The sequence below is a fragment of the Photobacterium sp. genome (assembly GCF_057456235.1).
The window spans coordinates 193,234-215,243 of sequence record NZ_JBVCPH010000003.1; the positions used below are offsets into that span (position 1 = coordinate 193,234).

14 protein-coding genes and 1 pseudogene are annotated in these 22,010 nt (G+C 45.3%); 7 read left to right on the plus strand and 8 right to left on the minus strand.

The genetic code is table 11. The features are described from left to right. Nucleotides 1-245: 245 nt before the first annotated feature. Both sbcD and AC2204_RS05275 read left to right on the plus strand, forming a co-directional pair. Nucleotides 246-1,493, plus strand: a complete 1,248-nt coding sequence (gene sbcD, locus AC2204_RS05270; RefSeq protein WP_318924435.1) for an exonuclease subunit SbcD — start codon at nt 246-248, stop codon at nt 1,491-1,493. Then, nucleotides 1,490-5,176 carry an SbcC/MukB-like Walker B domain-containing protein gene (locus AC2204_RS05275; RefSeq protein ID WP_318924436.1) on the plus strand — a complete coding sequence of 1,229 codons (3,687 nt, stop codon included), beginning with the start codon at nt 1,490-1,492 and terminating at the stop codon, nt 5,174-5,176. The genes sbcD and AC2204_RS05275 overlap by 4 nt, the downstream gene beginning before the upstream one ends. A 125-nt stretch (nt 5,177-5,301) precedes the next feature. Here AC2204_RS05275 and AC2204_RS05280 read toward each other — a convergent pair whose 3' ends face one another. The 3 genes from AC2204_RS05280 to cspE (AC2204_RS05290) all read right to left on the minus strand — a co-directional run bounded on the left by AC2204_RS05280 (nt 5,302) and on the right by cspE (AC2204_RS05290) (nt 7,844). Then, nucleotides 5,302-6,747, minus strand: a complete 1,446-nt coding sequence (locus AC2204_RS05280; protein ID WP_318924437.1) for an FAD-binding oxidoreductase — start codon at nt 6,745-6,747, stop codon at nt 5,302-5,304. A gap of 275 nt (nt 6,748-7,022) precedes the next feature. Continuing rightward, the gene (gene cspE / locus AC2204_RS05285; RefSeq protein WP_107282685.1) at nt 7,023-7,232 is read right to left on the minus strand and encodes a transcription antiterminator/RNA stability regulator CspE; all 210 of its coding nucleotides are present in this window, start codon (nt 7,230-7,232) and stop codon (nt 7,023-7,025) included. 402 nt (nt 7,233-7,634) lie between these two features. Further along, nucleotides 7,635-7,844, minus strand: coding sequence for a transcription antiterminator/RNA stability regulator CspE (cspE, locus tag AC2204_RS05290; RefSeq protein WP_107282684.1), 210 nt, complete (start codon nt 7,842-7,844; stop codon nt 7,635-7,637). A 430-nt stretch (nt 7,845-8,274) separates the two neighbouring features. Between cspE (AC2204_RS05290) and AC2204_RS05295 the strand changes: the two genes are divergently transcribed. Beyond that, nucleotides 8,275-8,580, plus strand: coding sequence for a DUF496 family protein (locus AC2204_RS05295; RefSeq protein ID WP_107282683.1), 306 nt, complete (start codon nt 8,275-8,277; stop codon nt 8,578-8,580). A gap of 283 nt (nt 8,581-8,863) precedes the next feature. Continuing rightward, on the plus strand, nt 8,864-10,138 hold the full coding sequence (locus AC2204_RS05300; protein ID WP_413466680.1) for a MipA/OmpV family protein: 1,275 nt from the start codon (nt 8,864-8,866) through the stop codon (nt 10,136-10,138). A 168-nt stretch (nt 10,139-10,306) separates the two neighbouring features. Here the strand turns inward: AC2204_RS05300 and AC2204_RS05305 are convergent, their stop codons facing one another. The 5 genes and pseudogenes from AC2204_RS05305 to AC2204_RS05325 all read right to left on the minus strand — a co-directional run. Further along, nucleotides 10,307-10,900, minus strand: coding sequence for an FMN-dependent NADH-azoreductase (locus AC2204_RS05305; protein WP_318924439.1), 594 nt, complete (start codon nt 10,898-10,900; stop codon nt 10,307-10,309). A 357-nt stretch (nt 10,901-11,257) separates the two neighbouring features. Next, the gene (gene rsmF, locus AC2204_RS05310; protein ID WP_318924440.1) at nt 11,258-12,688 is read right to left on the minus strand and encodes a 16S rRNA (cytosine(1407)-C(5))-methyltransferase RsmF; all 1,431 of its coding nucleotides are present in this window, start codon (nt 12,686-12,688) and stop codon (nt 11,258-11,260) included. A gap of 161 nt (nt 12,689-12,849) precedes the next feature. After that, entirely contained in the window at nt 12,850-15,477 is a 2,628-nt protein-coding gene (locus AC2204_RS05315; protein WP_318924441.1) for a PqiB family protein, read from the minus strand. Further along, the gene (locus AC2204_RS05320; protein ID WP_318924442.1) at nt 15,458-16,654 is read right to left on the minus strand and encodes a paraquat-inducible protein A; all 1,197 of its coding nucleotides are present in this window, start codon (nt 16,652-16,654) and stop codon (nt 15,458-15,460) included. The genes AC2204_RS05315 and AC2204_RS05320 overlap by 20 nt, the downstream gene beginning before the upstream one ends. Nucleotides 16,655-17,076: 422 nt before the next feature. After that, nucleotides 17,077-18,570 (minus strand): annotated as a pseudogene (locus AC2204_RS05325) (ABC transporter ATP-binding protein); the annotation flags it as partial. Nucleotides 18,571-18,678: 108 nt separating this feature from the next. Here AC2204_RS05325 and AC2204_RS05330 point away from each other — a divergent pair. The 3 genes from AC2204_RS05330 (at nt 18,679) to prc (ending at nt 21,910) form a co-directional block, all read left to right on the plus strand. Next, nucleotides 18,679-19,137 (plus strand): GAF domain-containing protein, encoded by a 459-nt coding sequence (locus AC2204_RS05330; protein ID WP_318924443.1) that lies wholly within the window; start codon nt 18,679-18,681, stop codon nt 19,135-19,137. Between the two features lie 110 nt (nt 19,138-19,247). After that, complete coding sequence (gene proQ / locus AC2204_RS05335) at nt 19,248-19,892, plus strand: RNA chaperone ProQ (RefSeq protein ID WP_318924444.1); 645 nt, start codon at nt 19,248-19,250, stop codon at nt 19,890-19,892. Between the two features lie 17 nt (nt 19,893-19,909). After that, entirely contained in the window at nt 19,910-21,910 is a 2,001-nt protein-coding gene (prc, locus tag AC2204_RS05340; RefSeq protein ID WP_318924445.1) for a carboxy terminal-processing peptidase, read from the plus strand. Nucleotides 21,911-22,010 lie beyond the last annotated feature (100 nt).

The following is a 22,010-nucleotide window of genomic DNA, read 5'->3' on the forward strand; positions in this document are numbered from 1 at the left end:
TAGTTTACCCGCGATTGCCCGTGGAAAGCACATAGGATGGTGTCAAACGCTTAATTTATCGTCATGAAAACCAGAATAAACGTGTAAACTATCATGCATTAACATCATCAGCTGTAAACCCGGACTTGTGAACGGGTTTTAAACATCGACTGGTTAAATTCAATGTCACAGCTATAGCTTGCTAAGGGCAATATAATATTGCTACTCGTAGCAAGCGTTATTATTTGATTCTAGAGCACTCCAATATGCGAATTTTGCACACATCTGATTGGCACCTTGGCCAGCATTTTATTACCAAAAGCCGGGCGGCTGAGCATCATGGCTTTATTACATGGCTATTAGAACAAATTGTTCAACACCAGATAGATGCCGTCATTATTGCCGGCGACGTGTTTGATACCGGTGCGCCACCCAGTTATGCCCGTGAGCTGTATAATCGCTTTGTGGTTGAAATGAACAAGCTTGGTTGTCAGTTAGTTGTGCTAGGTGGCAACCATGATTCGGTTTCAACCTTAGATGAATCCAAAGGGCTGCTGGCGTATTTAAACACCCAGGTTATCGCCAAAGTTCAGTCCGATCTCGATGAGCAAATTGTGGTGCTTAATAACCAGCAAGGTGAAGCCGGGGCCGTGCTGTGTGCCATTCCCTTCATTCGCCCGCGAGATGTAATGAGCAGTCAGGCCGGAGAGAGCGGAGCCGAGAAACAGCAAGCATTAGGAAAAGCCATCAGTGAGCATTATCAAGAGCTTTATCAACGTGCTGTTAAAAAAAGAAGTGAGTTTAGTCAGCCCCTGCCTATTATCGCCACCGGCCATTTAACGGCGATGGGAGTGAAAAGCTCAGATTCGGTACGGGATATTTATATTGGTACGCTAGAAGCCTTTCCGGCCAGTGCATTTCCACCGGCCGACTATATCGCGTTAGGTCATATTCACCGCCCACAAGTCGTTGCAAAATCAGATCATATTCGCTACTGCGGTTCGCCGATCCCGCTTAGCTTTGATGAATTGGGCAGTCAGAAACAGGTGCTGGTGGCTGAATTCACTGACGGGAAACTGGCTAAGTTGGATGCTTTGGAAATCCCTCTGTTTCAGCCTATGCAGGTGATTAAAGGCGATCTGGATAGCATTGAAACGCAATTGAATACATTGGCAGGCTACGATGGGGAGTTGCCGATTTGGCTCTACATTGAAGTTGAGACCCAGGATTACCTGAACGATCTGCAGCAACGCATTCAGGCGATGACAGCAGAGTTGAATGTGGAAGTGTTACAGCTGCGCCGCTCACGCACCAATCGACAAACTCAGATTGAACGTGAGGAAAAAGAAATGTTAGCCGAGTTAACTCCTCTGGATGTATTTGAACGACGGTTAGCTCAAGAGCAGTTTGATACTGAACAAGATCAGCAGCGTATTACACGTATTCGTCAGACTTTTTGTGACATTGTGGAAGAAGTGACTGAACCCGCCAGTGATCTAGAAGGTAAAGCATGAAAATTCTGAGTTTACGTTTTAAGAATATCAACTCGCTGAAAGGTGAGTGGAAAATTGATTTTACCCAGACGCCTTTTTCTGACAATGGTTTGTTTGCGATCACCGGCCCCACCGGTGCAGGTAAAACTACTATTTTAGATGCGATCTGTCTTGCTCTCTATCACCGTACGCCAAGACTGAATAATATTTCAAAAGCCACGAATGAATTGATGACACGTGGCACCACGGATTGTCTGGCTGAAGTGGAATTTGAAGTCAAAGGAAAGGGGTATCGGGCATTTTGGAGCCAGCGCCGCTCACGGGATAAGATCGATGGCAACTTACAAGAAGCCAAAGTCGAACTGGCCACAATCGATGACGGTAAAATACTCGCTTCGCAAGTGAAGAAAAAAGCCCAATTGATCGAATCATTCAGCGGGTTGGATTTTGCGCGGTTCACCAAATCTATGCTGCTTTCCCAAGGTCAGTTTGCCGCATTTTTGAATGCGGATGCCAACGATCGTGCTGAGTTGCTGGAAGAGCTTACCGGTACTGAAGTGTATGGCTTAATTTCAGAAAAGGTTCACGAGCATTTCACTACCACCAGAAACGAACTGGCACGACTGAAAGCGAAAGCCGATGGGGTCGAATTGTTGACCGCAGAACAGCTGGAAGCGCTGTTAGAGCAACAAATTCAATTGTCGGGTCAGGAACAAGATGCAGAGAAAACACAGCGGCAGTTACAAGCCCACCAACAGTGGTGGGAAAAGGTCATTGCTGCGACAAAAGCGGTTGAACTGGCGCAAAGTAATTTAAGTCAGGCCCGGTTGCGGCAACAGCAAGAACAAGCAGCGTTAGAGCGCTTAGCGCAAAGTGAGCCGGCAGAAAAAATGCGCGCTCAATTTACCTTGCATCAGGCAGCGACGGAAAAAGCAGCCCGGGCCAAAGGTGAAATAGAACGGTTAACACTGGCATTACAGCAAGCGAGTGAAAAAGCGGAACAGGCAAAACAGCAGTATAAACAGGCCAGTGACCGGTTCTCGCAAGCCAAGCAGGCTCAGCAGCAGCTGGATACTTTACTGAATGATAAAATTGTTCCGCTAGATGCTGAATGTAAACAAAGCTCTGATGAACTAACCAAGCTCCAGGCTCAGCAACAGGCTCAGGAAGAACAAAGTCAGCAGGAGGCTGAGCAGTTACAACTGCGTGAAGTGGAGACACAGCAACATAAAACGAAACTTACTGAAGTGGCGTCGTATCTTCAGCTGCACAGCAACGATGCGGCCTTGGCCGAACAACTGCCACTCTGGCAAGCGCAGTTTACCCGCCTGGGACAGTTGACCAAAGGTAAAACCGAGCTTGAGCAACGCTGTGCCCGAATTGATAAAGAGACCACCCAGCTGGTGGTGACTCAGCAGCAGTATCAACAAACATTAGCCAGTAAAACGCAGCAGGTTGAGCAGAGTAATGCTGAATTAATTTCTGTCGAACAAGCAGTGTCTCAAGCCTTAAAAGGCAGCGATGAAAGTAAAATAGAACAGCAACACCGCTTATTGGCAGAGCAACACGGGCTGCGGCTAGAGTTGCAGACGCTGGCACAACAAGCTCAAAAGTGTCATCGCGAACAAGAACAACGCTTAGCAAGGCAGACAGAATTAACCGCGACCAGCCAACAGTTGGATAAGCAGATTGACACCCTGCGCGGGCAGTATAAAGACAAGCGATCGCACCTCAAAGATCTCGATAAGCTGATCGAACAGGAAAAGCGCATTACAGATTTAACCGAAGAGCGCGCTAAGCTGCAACCGAATAACCCTTGCCCGTTGTGTGGTTCGAAAGAGCACCCATTGGTGGAAAGTTATCAAGCCTTAAATATATCGGAGACCGAGCAACGTCGCCAGCAGGTTGTAACTGAGTTAGACACGATCGAACAACGCGCCAGTCAGCTCAAAGAGTTGCTTAATAAAGAGCTGGTAGAGTTGAACGAATTGGCCCGGCGACTAGAACAGCTCACGGAAGAAAAAACCGAGCTGCGGCAAAAGTGGCAACAGCTCAGCGAATCATTGCAAATAGATTTGGCAATTACCGAGCAGGAACCGCTATCGACTTACCTTGATACCGTTCAATCACAACAGGGAAGATTATCTGCACAGCTTGAGCGGCTGAAACAGCTGAATCTGCAGAAAGTGACTGCTCAACAAGCCGTCGTCAGTGCAAAGCAGGCTGAATACGAGGTGAAACATCAGATTGCATTAAATACTCAGCAAAGTGAAAGCCTTAACAAGGAGGCAGCGCAAGTCAGTACTGAATTGGAGCAACTCGGTCAGGAAGGGCAAGCACTTGATGATAAGTTAAAAGCGCAGCTGGCTGATTTAGATCTTACGTTGCCAGAGCCCGATCAGATTGAAAGCTGGTTAGGGCAAAAGCAACAAGCGGCGGCAAGCTGGCAGCAGGCAGAAAAACAGCATCAGTCATGCCAGGAAGCATTGAAGGCCCTGGAGATTGAAACGACGAACCTGGTTGAAAAACAGCAAGAGCTCGGTAAGCAGTTGCAAGACCTGTCGTCACAGCAGCAGAGCGTAACAACACAATTGAATGATAAACAGCAGCTCAGATTCGAACTGTTTGGTGAAAAATCGGTAACGGATGAGCGTCATAAGGCGCAGCAGTTGACGCAACGCAGTGACAGTGAGTATCAGCAAGCACAAACCGCGCATCAGCTGGCGGATCAGGAGCTGCAAAATCTGACGGGGCAATATAGTGCAGCTGAAAAAAATCATCGCGCTCTTGCTGAGGATGCGCAAACGCAACAGCACAAGTGGCAGGCACAACTGGCCTCTAGCCCGTTTGCGACACATCAGGCTTTTGAGGCCGCCTTGTTAGCGGAAGATGAGCGTGCACGTCTGGTTAGCTTAAAGCAACAGATCCACGAGCAGTTAGCGCGAACTCAGGTTCTGAAAGAGCAGGCAGAAGAAGCTTACGCTGATCTGCATGCTAAACCAGAGCAGCAACAATTGGCGCAAACCCCCTTAGAACAAGTGGCCGAACAGCTAGCTACCATTAGCGCGACGCTGAGAGAGATCACCCACCGACAGGGTGAAATTAAACGCAGCCTTGATGATGATAGTCAGCGCCGCAGCAACCAGAAGTCGCTGTTTGCACAGATTGAACAGTGGCAAGAAAAATACGACGATATTGCGTATTTGCATGCATTGATTGGATCGCAAAAAGGTGACAAGTTCCGTCGCTTTGCCCAAGGGTTAACGCTTGATCATTTGGTTTATCTGGCAAACCGACAGCTTGATCGCTTACACGGTCGTTATTTACTGCAACGCAAACAAAGCGAAGCGCTAGAGCTTCAGGTACTTGATACCTGGCAGGGGGATACCGTGCGAGATACCAAGACGCTCTCTGGCGGTGAAAGCTTTCTGGTCAGTCTTGCCTTAGCGTTGGCATTGTCTGATTTGGTCAGCCACAAGACCAGCATTGACTCTCTGTTTCTTGATGAAGGGTTTGGTACTTTAGACAGCGAAACCTTAGACACCGCCCTTGATGCCCTTGATAGCTTGAATGCTTCAGGAAAAATGATTGGTGTGATCAGCCACATTGAGGCAATGAAAGAGCGGATCCCGGTACAGATTCAGGTGAAAAAAATGAATGGGCTAGGGGTTAGCCGATTGGAAGATCAGTATTGTGTCAGGTAGGTGCTTAGCTTATCAACGAATGGGTATATATCCACCTAGCTATGATCCGCCTGAAAAGGGCGGATCAATTAAATTATTTTGAGCTGAGGGGATGGTGCTTTCTTTGGTTGGACAAGGAACAGCAATCAGCTTGGTGTGATGTTCTGGTTCAGTCGGAAAAAATTGTCTGGGTCGTATTTTGCCTTCACTTTCGCCAGTCGATTGTAATTCGTACCGTATGCGCCCTGAACTCGATCTTCATCTTCACTGATGAAGTTAACGTATACGCCGCCAGTCGCTAATGGCTTGGTTGCTTCGTAGAATTCACGCGCCCATGTAACACAAGTGTCGTCTTGATCCACAGCCTCCCAACGCGCATGTACGTTCATAATGAAGGCGACGTCACGGTGCGGATAAGCGCTGGTGTCTGGCGCAACACGGTTGGTTGCACCTCCCATTTGTGCAACGAAGATCTCCGTCTCAGAGCTAGGAAGATTGTCTCCATACTCAACTAACTTATCGATTAATCCATCGCTCAGCTCGGTGAAGTTGTGTGACTTCCAGTAATTACGAGCCCCGGGAGTCAATAGCGGGTCGAAAGCTTGCTGAAATCCAACAAAGGGATGCGGTCCAAAACCATCCGCGATGGGTTGGCCCAGCTTACGTAACGGAGCCAATGCTTTTTCTCCTGCATCCATCGCACCGGTGTAGAGAGCAACCAGGATCAATACCCGGGTGCCGTGAACCTCTGGGGAAAGAAATGGTAACGGAGGCGCATTGCGTATTACTGCCCATACAGTTAACTCTTCGGGGCAGTTGGCACAGAATTCGCGGTATGAATGCAGAACTGACCTGGCTTGTTCAAAAGGAAAAATGATCGGCCCGGCCATCACTTCGGGACCAACAGGGTGCAGTCTGAACTCGAATGATGTCACAACACCAAAGTTTCCGCCGCCTCCGCATGAGGCCCAAAACAGATCAGCGTGATTTTTTGTATCACACCTCAGCCGCTCACCTGCAGCGGTAACCACTTCGATAGCGATAAGGTTGTCGATCGTCAGGCCGTGTGTTCGACTTAGCCAACCGAAGCCTCCACCGAGGGTCAGCCCTGCTATGCCGGTAGTTGAATTAATCCCGACGGGAACTGCCAAACCATAGGCTTGGGTTTCGTGATCTACATCGCCGAGTGTCGCCCCGGGCCCGACAATAGCGACACGTGAAACTGGGTCAACCTGGACGGATCGCATTGTGCTCAGATCAATCAAGAATGCGCCTTCGCAAAGGGACTTACCTGCGATATTGTGGCCAGCTCCACGGATCGATGTGAGTAACTGATATTGCCGGGCAAACTGTATTGCATGTATCACATCGGCCGTACCGGAGCAGCGGACGATGAGTGCCGGGCGTCGGTCGATCATCGCGTTCCATATCTGGCGAATCTCATCATAATCGGAGTCGTCAGGCAGCACGATTTGTCCGCGCACCCGGCCACGTAGGTCAGCTATTATATCGTTGTTAAGGGTCTTGGTTTCACCGTTAAGCAAGCGAGCCTGTAATTCAGCCATAATCACTTCTCCATTAGTTATGCGCAAAATCTCTAACGTCGAGCTACAAAAGGACACTTCGTTTTGTATCACTCTTGCACAATTAGAAATAGAGGCGCCCCCGAGAGTGTAGATGACACGCTGAAGAAAGAGCAAATAGGGGAGGTGGAGAGCTATTCTTGGAGGCTATGTAATATACCCAAGTTACCTTAAGTATAAGATGGGTGAATTCGAGTTGTTGAGAATAGATTCGTTGAAAGTAAAAAAACAAAAAAAGGGCATCCTAAGATACCCTTTGTCAATCTTACAAACTTAAAAGCGAATTAGATACGCTCAACGTTTGCAGCTTGAGGACCTTTCTGACCTTGTTCAACGTCGAAAGATACTTTTTGGCCTTCTGCAAGAGATTTGAAGCCGTCACCAGCGATAGCGCGGAAGTGAACGAATACGTCAGCACCGCCGTTATCTTGAGTGATGAAGCCAAAACCTTTCTCGTCGTTAAACCACTTAACAGTACCAGTTGTTTTAGACATAACATGTCTCCTGAAATTTGTATTTAAAATCACGCACTACGCGTACTTAAGCCAAAATAATGTATTACTTATGGACAAAAGAAGAATGAAGCTTCAGGACAACGACACTTTGACCAAGTGGTGTAACGAAGTTTTCTTTTTCAATTTCAATTTGCTGCATAAATAGGGCTGCATTACAGGGCAAAACTATTAAGCCACAGCGCTATTTTGAGGGCAAGACATTAGACTGAAAATCAAATAACCATAATAAAGAATTGTGATGAAAGTAGCATACTGGAGTCAGTAAAATATAATAATTAGAGTAGGTTAACGAAAATCCGACCGAACAATAAAAGGTTGGGTTAGTATTGTCAGGTCATAAAAAAGGGCCGAACAGCCCTTTTTAGCAAATCTAACATAGGACTACATTTTTTCTACATTAGCAGCTTGTAAGCCTTTAGGACCTTGCTCCGTTTCATATGTAACTTTGTCGCCTTCAGCCAGTGTTTTAAAGCCGTCACCAGTGATAGCGCGAAAATGAACGAATACATCAGCACCGCCGTTATCCTGAGTGATGAAACCGAAACCTTTTTCTTCATTAAACCACTTAACGGTACCTGTTGCTTTAGACATGTTGTCTCCTGGATTCTCTACATCAATACGTTATAGCCAATAACAATTTAACTTATGGTGACAATTGAAACTTCAACATCTTCAGGACAACTTTCTTAGATTAAGAACTGTTACACGAAGCTTTCGGTGTTCACATTGCTGCATTTATGTCAAACAACTACTGGGCTATAAAAAGAGTAGGCATTGATATGCTATTTGCAAATATTGAGGTGATAAATTTGTGATGACATTCACGCAGATAGGTGTAACCCTTTACAGGGTTAACAAAAGATATACTTATCGACCATGGCTCCAGGCGTCTGAATTTCATTGAACGAAATCAATGAACCATAGATAAATGGAGAGGATTCTATCTGTGACTTGAGGTTGTACATGACTTTCTGTTATAACGAACCGATTAAGATTTTATAGATTCATAAAAGGACAATATATGAGCAATATCTTAGATCTAGTACGACAGACTCGTCGTAAGAATAAGCTGAAGCGTGAAATTCTGGATAACGATCGTAAGATCCGTGATAACCGTAAACGTGTAGAGCTGCTTGAAAACCTTCTAGATTACATTCGACCTGAAATGACTCAGGAAGCGATTCTCGAGATCGTCGAAAATATGAAGGGTGATTACGAAGATCGTGTCGATGATCACATCATCATCAGCGCTGAGCTGTCGAAAGAGCGTCGTGAAGTGAGTAAGAACGTAAAAGAACTGAAGAAAGCCGAGATTGCTGCTAAGTAGTTATCAACTCTTTTTACGGTATTCAATGATTATTTGATGATTTATTGCTTACGACAGAAACAAAGCCCGATAGTGTTCGGGCTTTTTTTTCCCTTTTTTTACAGTCACGAACTATAAATAATTGCAGCTATGGTTACTCTTTAGCTAAATATTTTTGTATTGCAGAGGTAGTCTTTTGTTAAAGATCTGGGCCTGTTTTGTTTTATTGTTACCTTCACTGGCGCTGGCAAAACCAAGCGAGGGTCTTGCTCTTGCTGAACAACCACTTTCAGAAAATAATGAAATAGTCAGTGGTTCCATTTCTGTTGAAGAGTTGCGACAACAGAGATCAGAAGAGCAAGACTGGGGAATTGCGGCGGTGATCCGGCATGCGGAAATTCCTTACGCAGTAAATTCTGACCTTGAAGACAATACCGTAACGACCTTTGTTCCGATGATGTTTTACAGAGGGGAGCGTTTTTTCATTAACGGGACCGAAGGCGGTTTACATCTTTACCGACAGGATGACTGGGAAGTCAATGCACTACTGCGCATGCACTTTATTGATATTCCCTCCTCATATCAAAATCAGATAGGCGGCGACAGCGGGGATGGTGGTCTTCAGCTTAAGTTTCAGCTTGATGATAGCCTGTATAGCGAACTGGATTTCATGTTCGATCCTGATCTGAGGTTTCACTCCGTTGCTACGGTGGGGGGGCGATACAAGAATGGCAACTGGCTAGTTCATCCTAAAGCATCGCTGATTTGGAAAGAATCGGATTACAACAGCTACTACTATGGTCTGAACCAAGAGACGATTGATAGCGGAATATCTTTAAAGCTGGGGGCTAATGCTCGATATCATGTCGCTGAGAATCTCTATTTGCTTGGTGGGGCGTATGCCACACACTTCGACAGGAATGTGCGTCATGCCGTGACGATTGATACTGACTGGCAAGGCGAACTCTATGCCGGGTTTGGTTTCTTTCGTGACGACAGCAGGCCGAAGAAGTCATCGCTAATTCAGAAATCTTACTGGCGATTGGCACATGGTTGGGCGACGCCGTCTAATATTGGCGAAATCTTTTCAGGCAATCGAGTTAAAGATGAATATGATAATAAGCTGACATCTGTTTTTTACGGGCATCCGTTAACGGATGAACTGTTCGGTCTGCCGTTAGATATTTATTTAACCCCTGGCTTTGTATGGCATTGGAGTTCTGAGGTTCAGAGCTCTTCGCAGGAATATGTCGTTGCGATTAAAGCGTATTATACCTTTAACTGGCCGGTGGAGTGGCGATTTGGGGTGGCCGAAGGTTTATCGTATATCAATCATATTAGCTATATTGAACAAATTGAGATGGATCGAAAAGAATACGAACCAAGTAATCTTCTGAATTATCTGGATTTTTCATTTGATGTCAACGTGGGTGACTTGTTAAATCAAAAATCAATGAATGGGGTATGGCTTGGTTACAGCTTGCATCATCGTTCTGCCATTTTTGAGAGTGCATCTCAGTTTGGCCGTATCAAAGGTGGCAGTAACTATAATACGATTTACCTGCAGTTTGATTTTTAGCGCCAGTTAGTAAACTACCTTATTGTTGTTCCATTCACTACCTGTAATTTGAACGGCTACTGAATGAGGTGGATGTGTATAAAAAGCCCTTACCTGTCAGATGAAAACAGGTAAGGCAATGTACTAAATAAGCGTCTGGATAGCAGTAAAAACCATGGTATTGGAATGTTAGGCGGTTAGTTGTGCAATGGCTGATTTAGCTTCAGAAATACCTTTAGCGGCCATTTCATCTCCCATAGCCAGCGCTTCACTATAGATCACGTCTACATCTGTCATCCCGAGAAAACCTAGAATAGTTTTCAGATATGGCACCATCAGATCGGTTGGACCGTTTTTGTGTATACCACCACGCGTGGTAATGACAATCACTTTTTTACCTTCAATTAAGCCGACAGGGCCATTTTCAGTATATCTGAAGGTTACGCCTGCACGTGCAATAATATCAAACCAGTTTTTTAGCTGAGTCGGAACAGAGAAATTGTACATAGGTGCAGCAATCACAACGGTATCGCTGTTCTTTAGCTCTTCAATCAATTGATCAGAAAGTACGACTGCTTGTTGCTGGTGTTGGTTAAGATTATCGCCACCACGTAATGCACCGGCAATTTCACCATCTAATACGGGGACTGGGTTTACAGCCAAATCACGTTCAACAACAGAGCTGACGTTATCGCCCCATGAAGCAATTAAGTGGTCAATTAGGCCATTTGATTGAGAGTATTCACCTAGGATGCTTGATTTTAGTACCAGTACGTTAGACATAATGTGTTCCTTAATCGGTATTGGGGAGCATTTGCTTTGGTACCAACTATAAGAAGCTTGATGTGATGAAGATAGCGGAAAAAATTGTGTAACTTGTTCGATAAAATCGAATTAAGATTGGTGTGGTTTATTTTATAATGAATCAATGAGTTGAATGTGATGGTTTATGAGTGCGATAGTTTGTGAGTGAATGGCAGGGGAAGGAAAAAATAGCCCGAAACGACTCCTGTTTCGGGCTTAGGGGAATGGCTCGTGAGAGCCTTGCGCTAACTGGTTAGTAAATGGAGATCAATTACACTATCAATGTTAGTTCAAACAGCATAATTTGCCAGTATTACTAATAAGAAGTATTAATAGTTAAATATCAAATAAATTGGTATCTCTTACCAGCTCTCGCGGCAGGCCATTTTTGATTCGATTGCTGACCCACTTCCCGATACCAATAGGGTAATCGCGATAAGTTACAATGATCTCTCCCTTGCCTGATATCTGTTCCGGGCGAATATCTCGGCCCATAAACCACTCTTTAGCTTGTTCAGCTGTAAGGGCAATAGATATTTTTTCATCCCCCTTCGCTAAGGCCATGATGGCTTCGTGTTGCCAGCGATAGCCTTTTTTGTGCTGTTCTGCCAATTTGATGCCCATGCGCTGGAATCTTATCTCAGTGAGCAACGGACGAAGCTGAGAAGGGAACAACCATACTTCATTATCACGCAGCCATATTTGGCTATCTGATGGCAACGTGATATCCAGAGTGGCCTCAAGATCGTTAGCGATGGCCTGCGTATCTTGGCTTGATGCCGGATTAAACGGGAATTTACCTAAGCGCTTTTTCACTTGTGGTGATTCAACCGAAGCATGCTTGCGGATCCGTGCAACAAAGAAACCTTCGCTGTCGAAAATTTGCGGATAAACATGCAAGAACCCTTCTTCTGTACATACCTGATTGGCGCCGTCAAACAGATCGTTTAATGGCTCAAACTCAACGGCGTCATCAAAAAGGTCTTTCAAGTGATGACAAATGTTTTGGTTCTCACTCAAGTTCAGGGTGCACGTTGAATAAACCATAACGCCACCGGGTTTTAATGCCTGGAATGCGCTTTCAATCAGTTTGCGCTGAATGGCTGCGATGTCTTCAATAGATTCCAGACTCCAGTTAGCCATTGCATCGTCGTCTTTACGAATGGCCCCCTCGCCGGAACAAGGTGCGTCTAATAAGATGGAATCAAATGACTCGGGGGCCCAGCCGCCAAACACACAACCGTCAAAGTGGGTCAGGGCAACGTTGTAAACACCGCAGCGCAGAAGATTTGAATGCAGCACCTTAATGCGACTTGCGGCTAGTTCATTGGCGACCAGCGCCCCGCGATTTTGCATGGCACAGGCAATTTGAGTCGTTTTAGATCCCGGTGCAGATGCCATATCTAAGACACAATCGAGGGCATCATTGTCTTTTATCAAGGCGGTAACCGGCATCATGGAGCTGGCTTCCTGGATATAAAACAGCCCCGCCATATGTTCCGCGGTATTGCCAAGAGATACGGATTCCTCATCTTCACGCTCAATCCAAAAACCAGTTTCACACCAGGGTACAGGCGTTAAGGTCCAGTTTTTGTCGGCCACACGTTCAAGAAAATCGGCCACACTGATTTTCAACGTATTGACACGAATACTACGACGCAAAGGGGTTTTGCAAGACGCAATGAAGTCATCCATGCTCAAGTGATCTGGCATGATTTTGCGGATCTGTTCAATAAACGCGTCAGGAATATAGATGTTAGGGTGCAAGGGAGTATCTCGTTTAACTAGCAATGGAGCGAGAGTCTATAACAATCTTCATCATTAATCGATCTCTCACCGTTGATATGGTGGATGAAAGTGCGTGACTAACAGACAGTAAAAAGGAGCAACAATGTGCTCCTTTTTAGTGCTATACCGGACCTGTTGATTTAGTTACTTGGTATCGCTGTACGCCAGGTTTTCCATTCCGGTTTCGCATCTTTATAAAGCAAGAAGTGGCGGTTAGCTTTAGCTCGCGGCGATAGTGGCTGTTTTTCAGGTGTTGCAAAGGCAATCCCGCCTCGCAGCATACTATCAACGGTTCCGGTTTGAATGTTGGCTCCGGTTAAACCAATCGTTACATCAAGTCCAGAGGCATTCCAGAACACTGTATCAGTACGGATCAGGTGGCTATAATTTTGTTCAATCTGAACGTCAATCATCACGCGATCAGCCAGTTCACCCAGTGAGACTTTAATGACCTGGCCAACTTGAATATCACGGTAAAGCAGAGGCGTTCCTTCACTGATTGAATTACGGTTTTCGCTTTCTAAGATAAACGTCAAACCAGACTTAACCAATTCGGCTGAACCCAATTTAAAGGTTTGGGAATAATGACCGCCACCAGGTGCAACTGCAATGTAGGTACTGAGTAACGAATCTAAATTCTTCGAGCCGGTTAAGCTCAGCTTAGGCTTCACCGCCCAGAAGTAGCTGCCGGATTTTGCCACCACGTCAGCATACTTGGGGAACAACCGGGTTTTGATGTTGACATTGCCAGTCTTGAAGTCAGGTTCAATCGCCACCACACTGCCGATGTTTATTCCTTGATAACGGATGTCGGTGTTCTCTGATATCGCACGGGCATCGCTGGCTGTTAGGGTTACTAATAAACCAAAGTTCTGGGCTTTACTGAGGCTAGGATACAATTTATAACGCGCACCTGCTTTGTTGGCGACGCCTGGCAGATCGTCAAAAGCAATGCCGCCTTTTAATAAAGTGCTGATCGGGTCAGCTTTGACTTTTACCCCAGTTAAGCTGGCTTCAACTTCAACCCCGGAACGATTCCAGAAGACGGTATTTTTCGAGATCAGGTGACGGTATTTATTCTCTATCTCAATCGAAATAGTGACACCGTCACGTGTAAGGGCATACCCAGCCACTTCACCCACCGGTAAGTTACGGTAAAGAAGAGGACTGCCTTCTGAAACAGGTGGCAGTTCATCGGCAAAGAGGGTGAAGTTAGCAAAGCCTTTCTGGTGATCAGCTGCAAGCTGAGCCAAACGTCTATTTTTATATAAAGGATAAGTGGTCTGGATTTGCTGTTTACCTGAGGAGGTAAAGCTGATGCCATTACTGATCAGTTGGTCGGCTGGTGGCAGTGATACATCAAGACCTTGTGCGCTGATATTCGCTTCAATACCACCATCAATATAGAAGCGGCTATTTGATCGAACCAGGGCAGTGTATTCCGGCTGCACGATCACATCAAAACGTACTCGATCACCGTCAAACGAGACTTTTTTCACTCGGCCAACATCGAGGCCGCGATGTTTGATTTGTGCGCCTCGTTTAATGCCAAAGCTGTTATCCGCAAACAGTGAGAATGTAGCGATACCGGGCTGTTTCTCTTGTAGACTGTCTTGTGTGATCGCTTTGAATTTTCGAGATGGTTCGCCTTCTCCCGGGATCAGGGTGAGGAAGTTGCCGCGGATTAAGTTACTGATATTCTTCAGACCAGTTAAGGAGACAGCCGCTTCTTCAAGCAGCATGCTCGAACCTGCGGTAAGTAAATCACTCATACTTGGTTCAATTGCAGCATGAGCAATAACTTTATTGCGCTCTTTATCTAAACGTAAATCAGAGATCTGCCCAATTTGCAGGCCGCGGTAAATGATAGGGGCACCGCTGGTACTGATGTTATTATCGTCGGGTAATTCGATGGTAATCGCAATACCTCGACCCGCGGTATTCAGATCAGGATATAAGCGGAATAAGTGGTTGGTTTCAATCGGCAAACCTTCATCGGGAGAGTCAAAAGCGATAGCACCGGAAATCATCGCCGAAAGGCTTTCAAACTGAACATCAACACCATTGAAACCAATGTTGGCACTCATACCACTGACGTTCCAGAAACGGCTCTTGTTGGTCACCAGATCAGTATATTGAGGCTGAATCAACACATCGATAAGCACGTTCTTTTTGTCATTACTGAGAGTGTAGTTATAGACTTCGCCGACAGGGATCTTCTTATAGAATACCTGTGATCCTATACTGATTGAGCCCAGATCGGGGGAGCGAAGCTGAACGGTCAGGCCATCGCCCAGTGTCGTGTCAGAGGGCTGAGTATCTAATGCCGTAAATTTTGCCCTAAAATCACCTTCCCCGGGCTGCAGAGCGATATAGTTACCAGAAACCAATGCATCAAGACCGGAAATGCCGGTAATTGAAGCTTTAGGTTTGACCAACCAGAAGCGAGTACCATCTTTCAGCGTTTGTACAGCCTCTGGGTAGATATCTGCTTCAACATAAATACTGTGGAGATCTTCCGACAGATTCACGTCACGAACAATCCCGACTTCCAGCCCCTGATAACGGATGGTTGTTCTGCCCGCAATTAAACCGGCGGCATCGCTAAAGTGGATTTGTATGCGTTCTCCTGCCTCGTTCACCGCTTGAAATATGAGCCAGCCAGCCAGAACGAGGGCGAGCAGCGGCAGTAACCAAAGCGGTGAAAGCCCTAGGTCGCGACGAATATCTACCGGTTCTGGTTGTTGGTTATTTTGTCCGTTGTTCATAGTTGTCCCATATCAGACGAGAATCTAAGCTTTCAGCCGCCAGCATCGTTAACACCACCACAACGGCGAAAGCGATGGCTCCGGGGCCAGGTGTAAAATCTAAAATTTGTCCACGATCGATCAGAGCGACCATAAGCGAAATGACAAATAAGTCCATTACAGACCATTTCCCGATCCACTGTATGATGCGGAAAATTTTCATACGACTAAGATGATAAACGCGGCGTTTAAATTGGATACTCAGCAGGATGTACGTCAGCCCGAGTATTTTTGCCACCGGTACAACAATACTGGCGACGAAGATGATAATGGCGATACCAGCCATGTCATCTTTAATTAGCGATGCGACGCCTGAAAAAATGGTGTCTTCAACCCGCTTGCCGTTATTGAAGAATATTGAAATAGGGTAAAGGTTGGCAGGAAAAATAAATACAGCTGCCGCAATCAGGTAGGCCCAGGTTTTCTGTATTGAATGAGGCAGACGTATGTGTAGCGAATTACCGCAACGTTTACAGTGCGTAGCATTGGCCTGAGTCAAATGGCATGAATGGCAGTGCGCTTCAAGTTCATTGGCTTTATGGTCGGTTTCTGGCTGCCAGGCTTCCCAGTAGCGATTGAGGCTCACGCGGGTGATCAGCAACGACATGAGAACTTGCAGGATCACCAGACAATACAGGCCCGGCCCAACATAAATATCTGCTATTTCTTGTACTTTGAAACATGCAATCGCCAAACTGACCAGGAAAACATCGAACATTGCCCAGCTCTTTAAGTGTTTGATGATCCACAACGAAGATTTGAATAAGCGAAAATGCTTTAACCTTAACCCCAGTTGAGCACTAAAAACGGACAGACTCACCAGTAAAGGGGCAATCGAGCTGCAGAAAAGAATAAGAGCAGCTACCGCTGGAAAATCCGGAGCTAAAGTCAGGGTACCTGACGGGAGGGTCGCCGGGATCATCACGCCAAACAGGCGGATTGTAATAAGCGGGAAGATATGTGCAGGAATGAAAAGGATTAAACAGGCTAATGCAATCGCCAGCTCACCATTGAAGTGGCATTCACCACCGCGATAAAGACGTGTTTTACAGCGGGGGCAATACGCACTCAGGCCACGCGGAGCGACTTGAGGCATAATAGGCAGGTCACAGCCAGGGCAACGTCGAGCTGTAGACATGTTAGTTCAATCCCTTATTACGCACAAAAATCATCACTATTCTGACTGTTAAGTTTTATAAGTTGTTATAAATAAACACTATATTATTTTGTGGTCATTCTGGCTACCGCTAGTTGCTATTCAGGCGCTGTTAATGAAGGCTCAGACGACTGGACGGGACCATATAATGTTTGATAAAGCCCTTTTTCGTTGACCAGCTGAGAATGCGTACCGGTCTGGCTAACCTGGCCATCTTCGAGCACGTATATTAGATCAGCTTGCTTAACCGCAGATAAACGGTGGGCAACTATTAAGGTTGTTTTGTCAGATAAAAACTGGTTTAAAGCTGTATGTAACGCAGCTTCAGTCGCGGTATCTAATGCAGAGGTTGCTTCGTCGAGAATGACAAATTCCGGGTTGGTAAGGATCATTCTTGCGATGGCCAATCGCTGACGCTGTCCGCCTGACAAGCGGATACCCTGGCGGCCAATTACGGTCTCTAGGCCATGGGTCAGGCGCTGTGTAACGTCGGAAAGCTGGGCAATCTCAAGTGCTTGCCAAAGTTGCTCATCATCAAAGTCAGCACCTAATGTCAGGTTGTGCCTCAAAGTATCATTAAATAAAACGGGGTGCTGCAAAACAACAGCCATTCTGTCACGTAAGGGTTCATACCCGACACTTTCAATCGGATAGCCATTGACATATATATCCCCGTGATCTTTTTGATAGATGCCCAGCAACAGGTGAATAAGGGTTGATTTCCCGCCGCCAGACGAGCCCACCAAAGCAATACGTTTACCGGCCGGAATGGTTAAGTTCAGTCCTCTTAATACTTCTTTATCTTCATCATAGGCGAAATGGAGTTTTCTGATCTCAATAGTCAGAGCTTCGCCTTGCCGGAATGGGTTCTCTGTTGGTACAGGGCGCACTTCTTCCTCAAGTGCCATCAGGCCATTCAAGCGTTGCATTGCCGCTTTGGCACTGTACCAGGCAAACTGAAGACCAAGTAATTCCTGTACCGGGCCCAGCATAAACCACAGATAGCCAAAAACAGCGAACATTTGCCCGATGGTCAGATCGCTGAAAAGAACCATCAGCATTGCAGCAGCACGGAACAGTTCAAAGCCCAAGAGAAAAAGAAGAAATGACAGACGACCGGCTGCTTCTGATTGCCATGCGTATTGATCGGCATTGTGGCGAATATCACTGGCATTGGATTTTAGCTGGGTAAGAAATTCACGCTCTCGATTAGCAGCCCGAAGCTGGTACAGGCCATCTAATGTTTCTACTAAGCGTTGCTGGAACTTTTCAAAAGCCTGATTCTCTTTCTTTTTAAGGTTTTTAACCCGATTGCCCATCATGCGTGATGCATAAACAACGAGGGGGTTCATTAAAAGAATGAACAAACCAAGTTGCCAGTTAAGCCAAAGCAAAATAGCTGCGGTACCGATCACGGTGAGTAAGCCAATCAGAAAGCGACTTAGGGTATCGCCAACGAATTTATCGATTGTTTCGACGTCGGTAATGAGATGCGACGTAATACCACCACTGCCGCGTTCTTCGTACTGACGCATACTGATGCGGCCGAGTTTATCGATCAGGTGCTTGCGAATGTGATAAGTAATGTCTTTTGCAACCAGCGTAAACTGACGACTTTGCAGTATATTCAAAGCTTGACTGGAAATTCGCATCAATACGACGAGCACAAGCACTAACAGGATATAGCTGGCGGGTTGATGAAGCGAATCTGGCAGTAATATACTCAGAAACTTAACGCCGCCTGCCGGTTTGTTAAGCAATATCTCATCAACCATCAGAGGCATAAGTAATGGAATGGGTACGCTGATCAATGCCGCAATGAGAGCAATAATATTCGCGACAACCAGTCTTGGTTGATGGTGTTTAGCCTGCTTTAAAAGCCAAGACCAGTTAATCATCTGACTTGAAGGACCTTTCACGGTGATAATGGTTCCTATTACTGGTTGAGTTTGGTAGTTTAACGGCAATAAATGACAATAAATGACAATAAATATCTGGAGTAAGCCATGGAAAATAAAAACGCTTTTTATAATAGATTGACTCAACAGGCTATCGCTCTGATCGACGGAGAACCAGATGTTATTGCTAATATCTCTAATATTAGTGCGTTACTCTACATGGAGTTAGAAGATATTAACTGGGCTGGTTTCTATTTATTAAAAGATGATCAGTTAGTACTCGGTCCGTTCCAGGGCAAGCCTGCGTGCGTGCGTATACCCGTAGGGCGCGGCGTTTGTGGCAGCGCGATAGCCGAAAACAGAGTACAGCGTGTCAGCGATGTACATCAGTTTGAAGGTCATATTGCCTGCGATGCGGTAAGTAATTCTGAAATCGTTATCCCCCTCACGGTGAAAGGCGAACTGTTTGGCGTATTGGATATTGATAGCCCGACTGTATCAAGATTTGACCAAAATGATGAAGATGGTTTGGTTTCTTTTGTTGAAGAACTACAAAAAAGACTCTAATTGTATGCTTTCGGTGGTTTTTCAGCGTTAGGTAACTATAATAGCGACACTATTTCTTTTTGATCACAGTACTAACAGCGAGGTTACCTCGTTTGATGTCAGGAAACTCCATGGAAAACTCTGAAAAGTTAACGAACAGTAAAGAAGTTATTGCATACATTGCTGAGCGTTTCCCAAAATGTTTTACTATTGAAGGTGAAGCGAAGCCACTTAAGATTGGTATCTTCCAAGATCTCGCAGAGCGTTTGAATGAAGACCCTAAAATCAGTAAAACACAATTGCGTACAGCTTTACGTCAATATACCTCTTCCTGGCGTTACCTTCATGGCGTAAAAGCCGGTGTAAGCCGTGTTGACCTAGATGGCAATGAATGTGGTGTGTTAGAGCAAGAACACGTTGACCACGCACAAAAAGCACTGGAAGAAAGTAAAGCTAAAGTTCGTGCTCGTCGTAAAGAGCAGGCAGTCGCGAAAGCTGCAGCGAATAAAGAAGGTGAAGCAAAAGCGGATAATAATCGCACAAAAACGCTTAAACCTAGGAAGACGAAGCCAAATACGACTAAGCTAAATAAAAAGCCTGCTGAAACTACCCGTGCTCTTACTGCTGATGAAGTGAAAGTTGGCAACGACGTTCGTGTCAACATGGGTAACGGGAACATGCCGGCTACTATCGTTGAAATTAATAAGGACGATGTGCGTGTTCGTTTGACCAACGGTTTAACCATGGTTGTAAAAATGGAGCACCTGCGTTCGTAAAGGAGAATGCTCGACGCATGAACTGTCGATTCCGTTTCTCACTGATCTCTGCCGGCATGATGCTGGCAGCTTCAGCGCAAGCCCTAGAGGCTAAATATTCATTAAGTGACTTGCCGCAGCTCGCCCCTGAAAAGCAGCATGCAACAGCAAGCAAAAGGATAGCTTCGCGGTATACACGGTCGCATTACAAGCAATTCTCTCTTGATGATCAATTTTCTGCCGACATTTTTGATCGTTATATCGAAATGTTGGACTTTAATAAGAGCTTTCTGACCTCAGCTGATATTAAGCAATTTGAAAAATGGCAAACCGAGCTGGATGATCAACTCAAAAGAGGAGATACCACCGGTGCTTTTGATATTTTTAATAAATTGCTACAGCGTCGATTTGACCGCTATCAGTATGCGTTAAGCTTGCTTGATAACGAAATTACCTTCGATCAACCGGATAATTTTGTTATTGACCGCTCTGAACTTGCCTGGGCAAAAGATCGCAATGAATTAAATGAGATCTGGCGTCAGCGTGTTAAGTATGATGCGCTGAATCTGAAGTTAACGGGCAAAGAGTGGAGCGAAATAAAAGAAACATTGGCTAAACGCTATAACAATGCGTTAAAGCGCTTAACTCAGACCCACAACGAAGATGTATTTCAAATTTACATGAATGCATTTTCCCGTGAAGTTGATCCGCATACGAGCTATTTGTCACCACGAAATGCTGAACAATTCCAGGCAGAGATGAATTTGTCTTTGGAAGGAATTGGTGCAGTACTTCAAGTGGTTGATGAGTATACTGTTATTCGTTCCTTGGTTGCTGGTGGTCCAGCGTCAGCGTCTAAAAAATTGGCTGCTGGTGATCGAATTGTCGGTGTTGCACAAGATGGCGAAGATGTGGTTGATGTTGTGGGCTGGCGTCTTGATGATGTCGTCCAATTAATCAAAGGTCCTAAAGGCAGTAAAGTTAAGCTTCAGATCTTGCCTGAAGGCACAAACCAAAAAAGTTACGATGTAACTATTGTTCGTGACAAGATCCGTCTGGAAGACAGGGCGGCAAAATCGTCTGTGAAGAAAGCTCAAGGTAAAAAGATAGGTGTTATTGAAGTACCTAGTTTCTATGTAGGCTTATCTGAAGATACGAAAAAAGAGATCGCCAAGCTGAATGAAGATCAGGTCGACGGTATTGTTATTGATTTACGTAACAATGGCGGTGGTGCGTTAACGGAAGCGACCGCATTAACCGGCCTGTTCATTAATAGTGGTCCCGTTGTTCAGGTTCGTGATAGCTATGGTCGTGTCAAAGTAAATGGCGATTCCGATAACCGGGTCTATTTTGATAGCCCATTAACAGTGCTTATCAATCGATATAGTGCATCGGCATCTGAAATTTTTGCTGCCGCAATGCAGGATTATGGCCGTGCTATTGTGCTAGGCGAGCAGTCTTTCGGTAAAGGCACTGTTCAGCAGCACCGTTCACTGAATCATATTTACGATCTGTTTGATCAACCTTTAGGTCATGTGCAATATACCATTCAAAAGTTCTATCGAATCAATGGCGGTAGTACTCAGAATTTAGGTGTCGTGCCTGATATTGCTTTCCCGACGGCAATTGATCCTGCTGAAACAGGAGAGAGTGTTGAAGACAATGCATTACCATGGGATAGCATTAAACCTGCTAGTTATCAGAAAGTGTATAATTATTCAGCAGTTCTGCCTCCTTTGAAAGCCAAGCATGATAAACGTATCACCAGTGATCTGGAATTCCGCTTTATTCTTGACGATATTGAAAAGTATAAAGTTGAAAAAGATATTAACCAGATCTCATTGAGTGAGAAACAGCGCATTGCTGAGCAGGAGAAAAATGATCGTGATCGCTTGACGCGTTTGAACAAGCGCCAAAAAGCGTTAGGCAAGAAGTCTTTTGCTTCTCTAGAAGATGTGCCTAAAGATTATGAATCACCAGATGCTTATCTTAATGAAGCAGTAGCAATTACAGCGGATTTAGTCAAAGCACAAAGTTAATTCTTTGATTTGATATATAAATAAAAAACGGCATCTTTTCAAGATGCCGTTTTTTTGTATCAGTCAGTTAGCTATGCTGATTGGTATTATTCTTGAGACA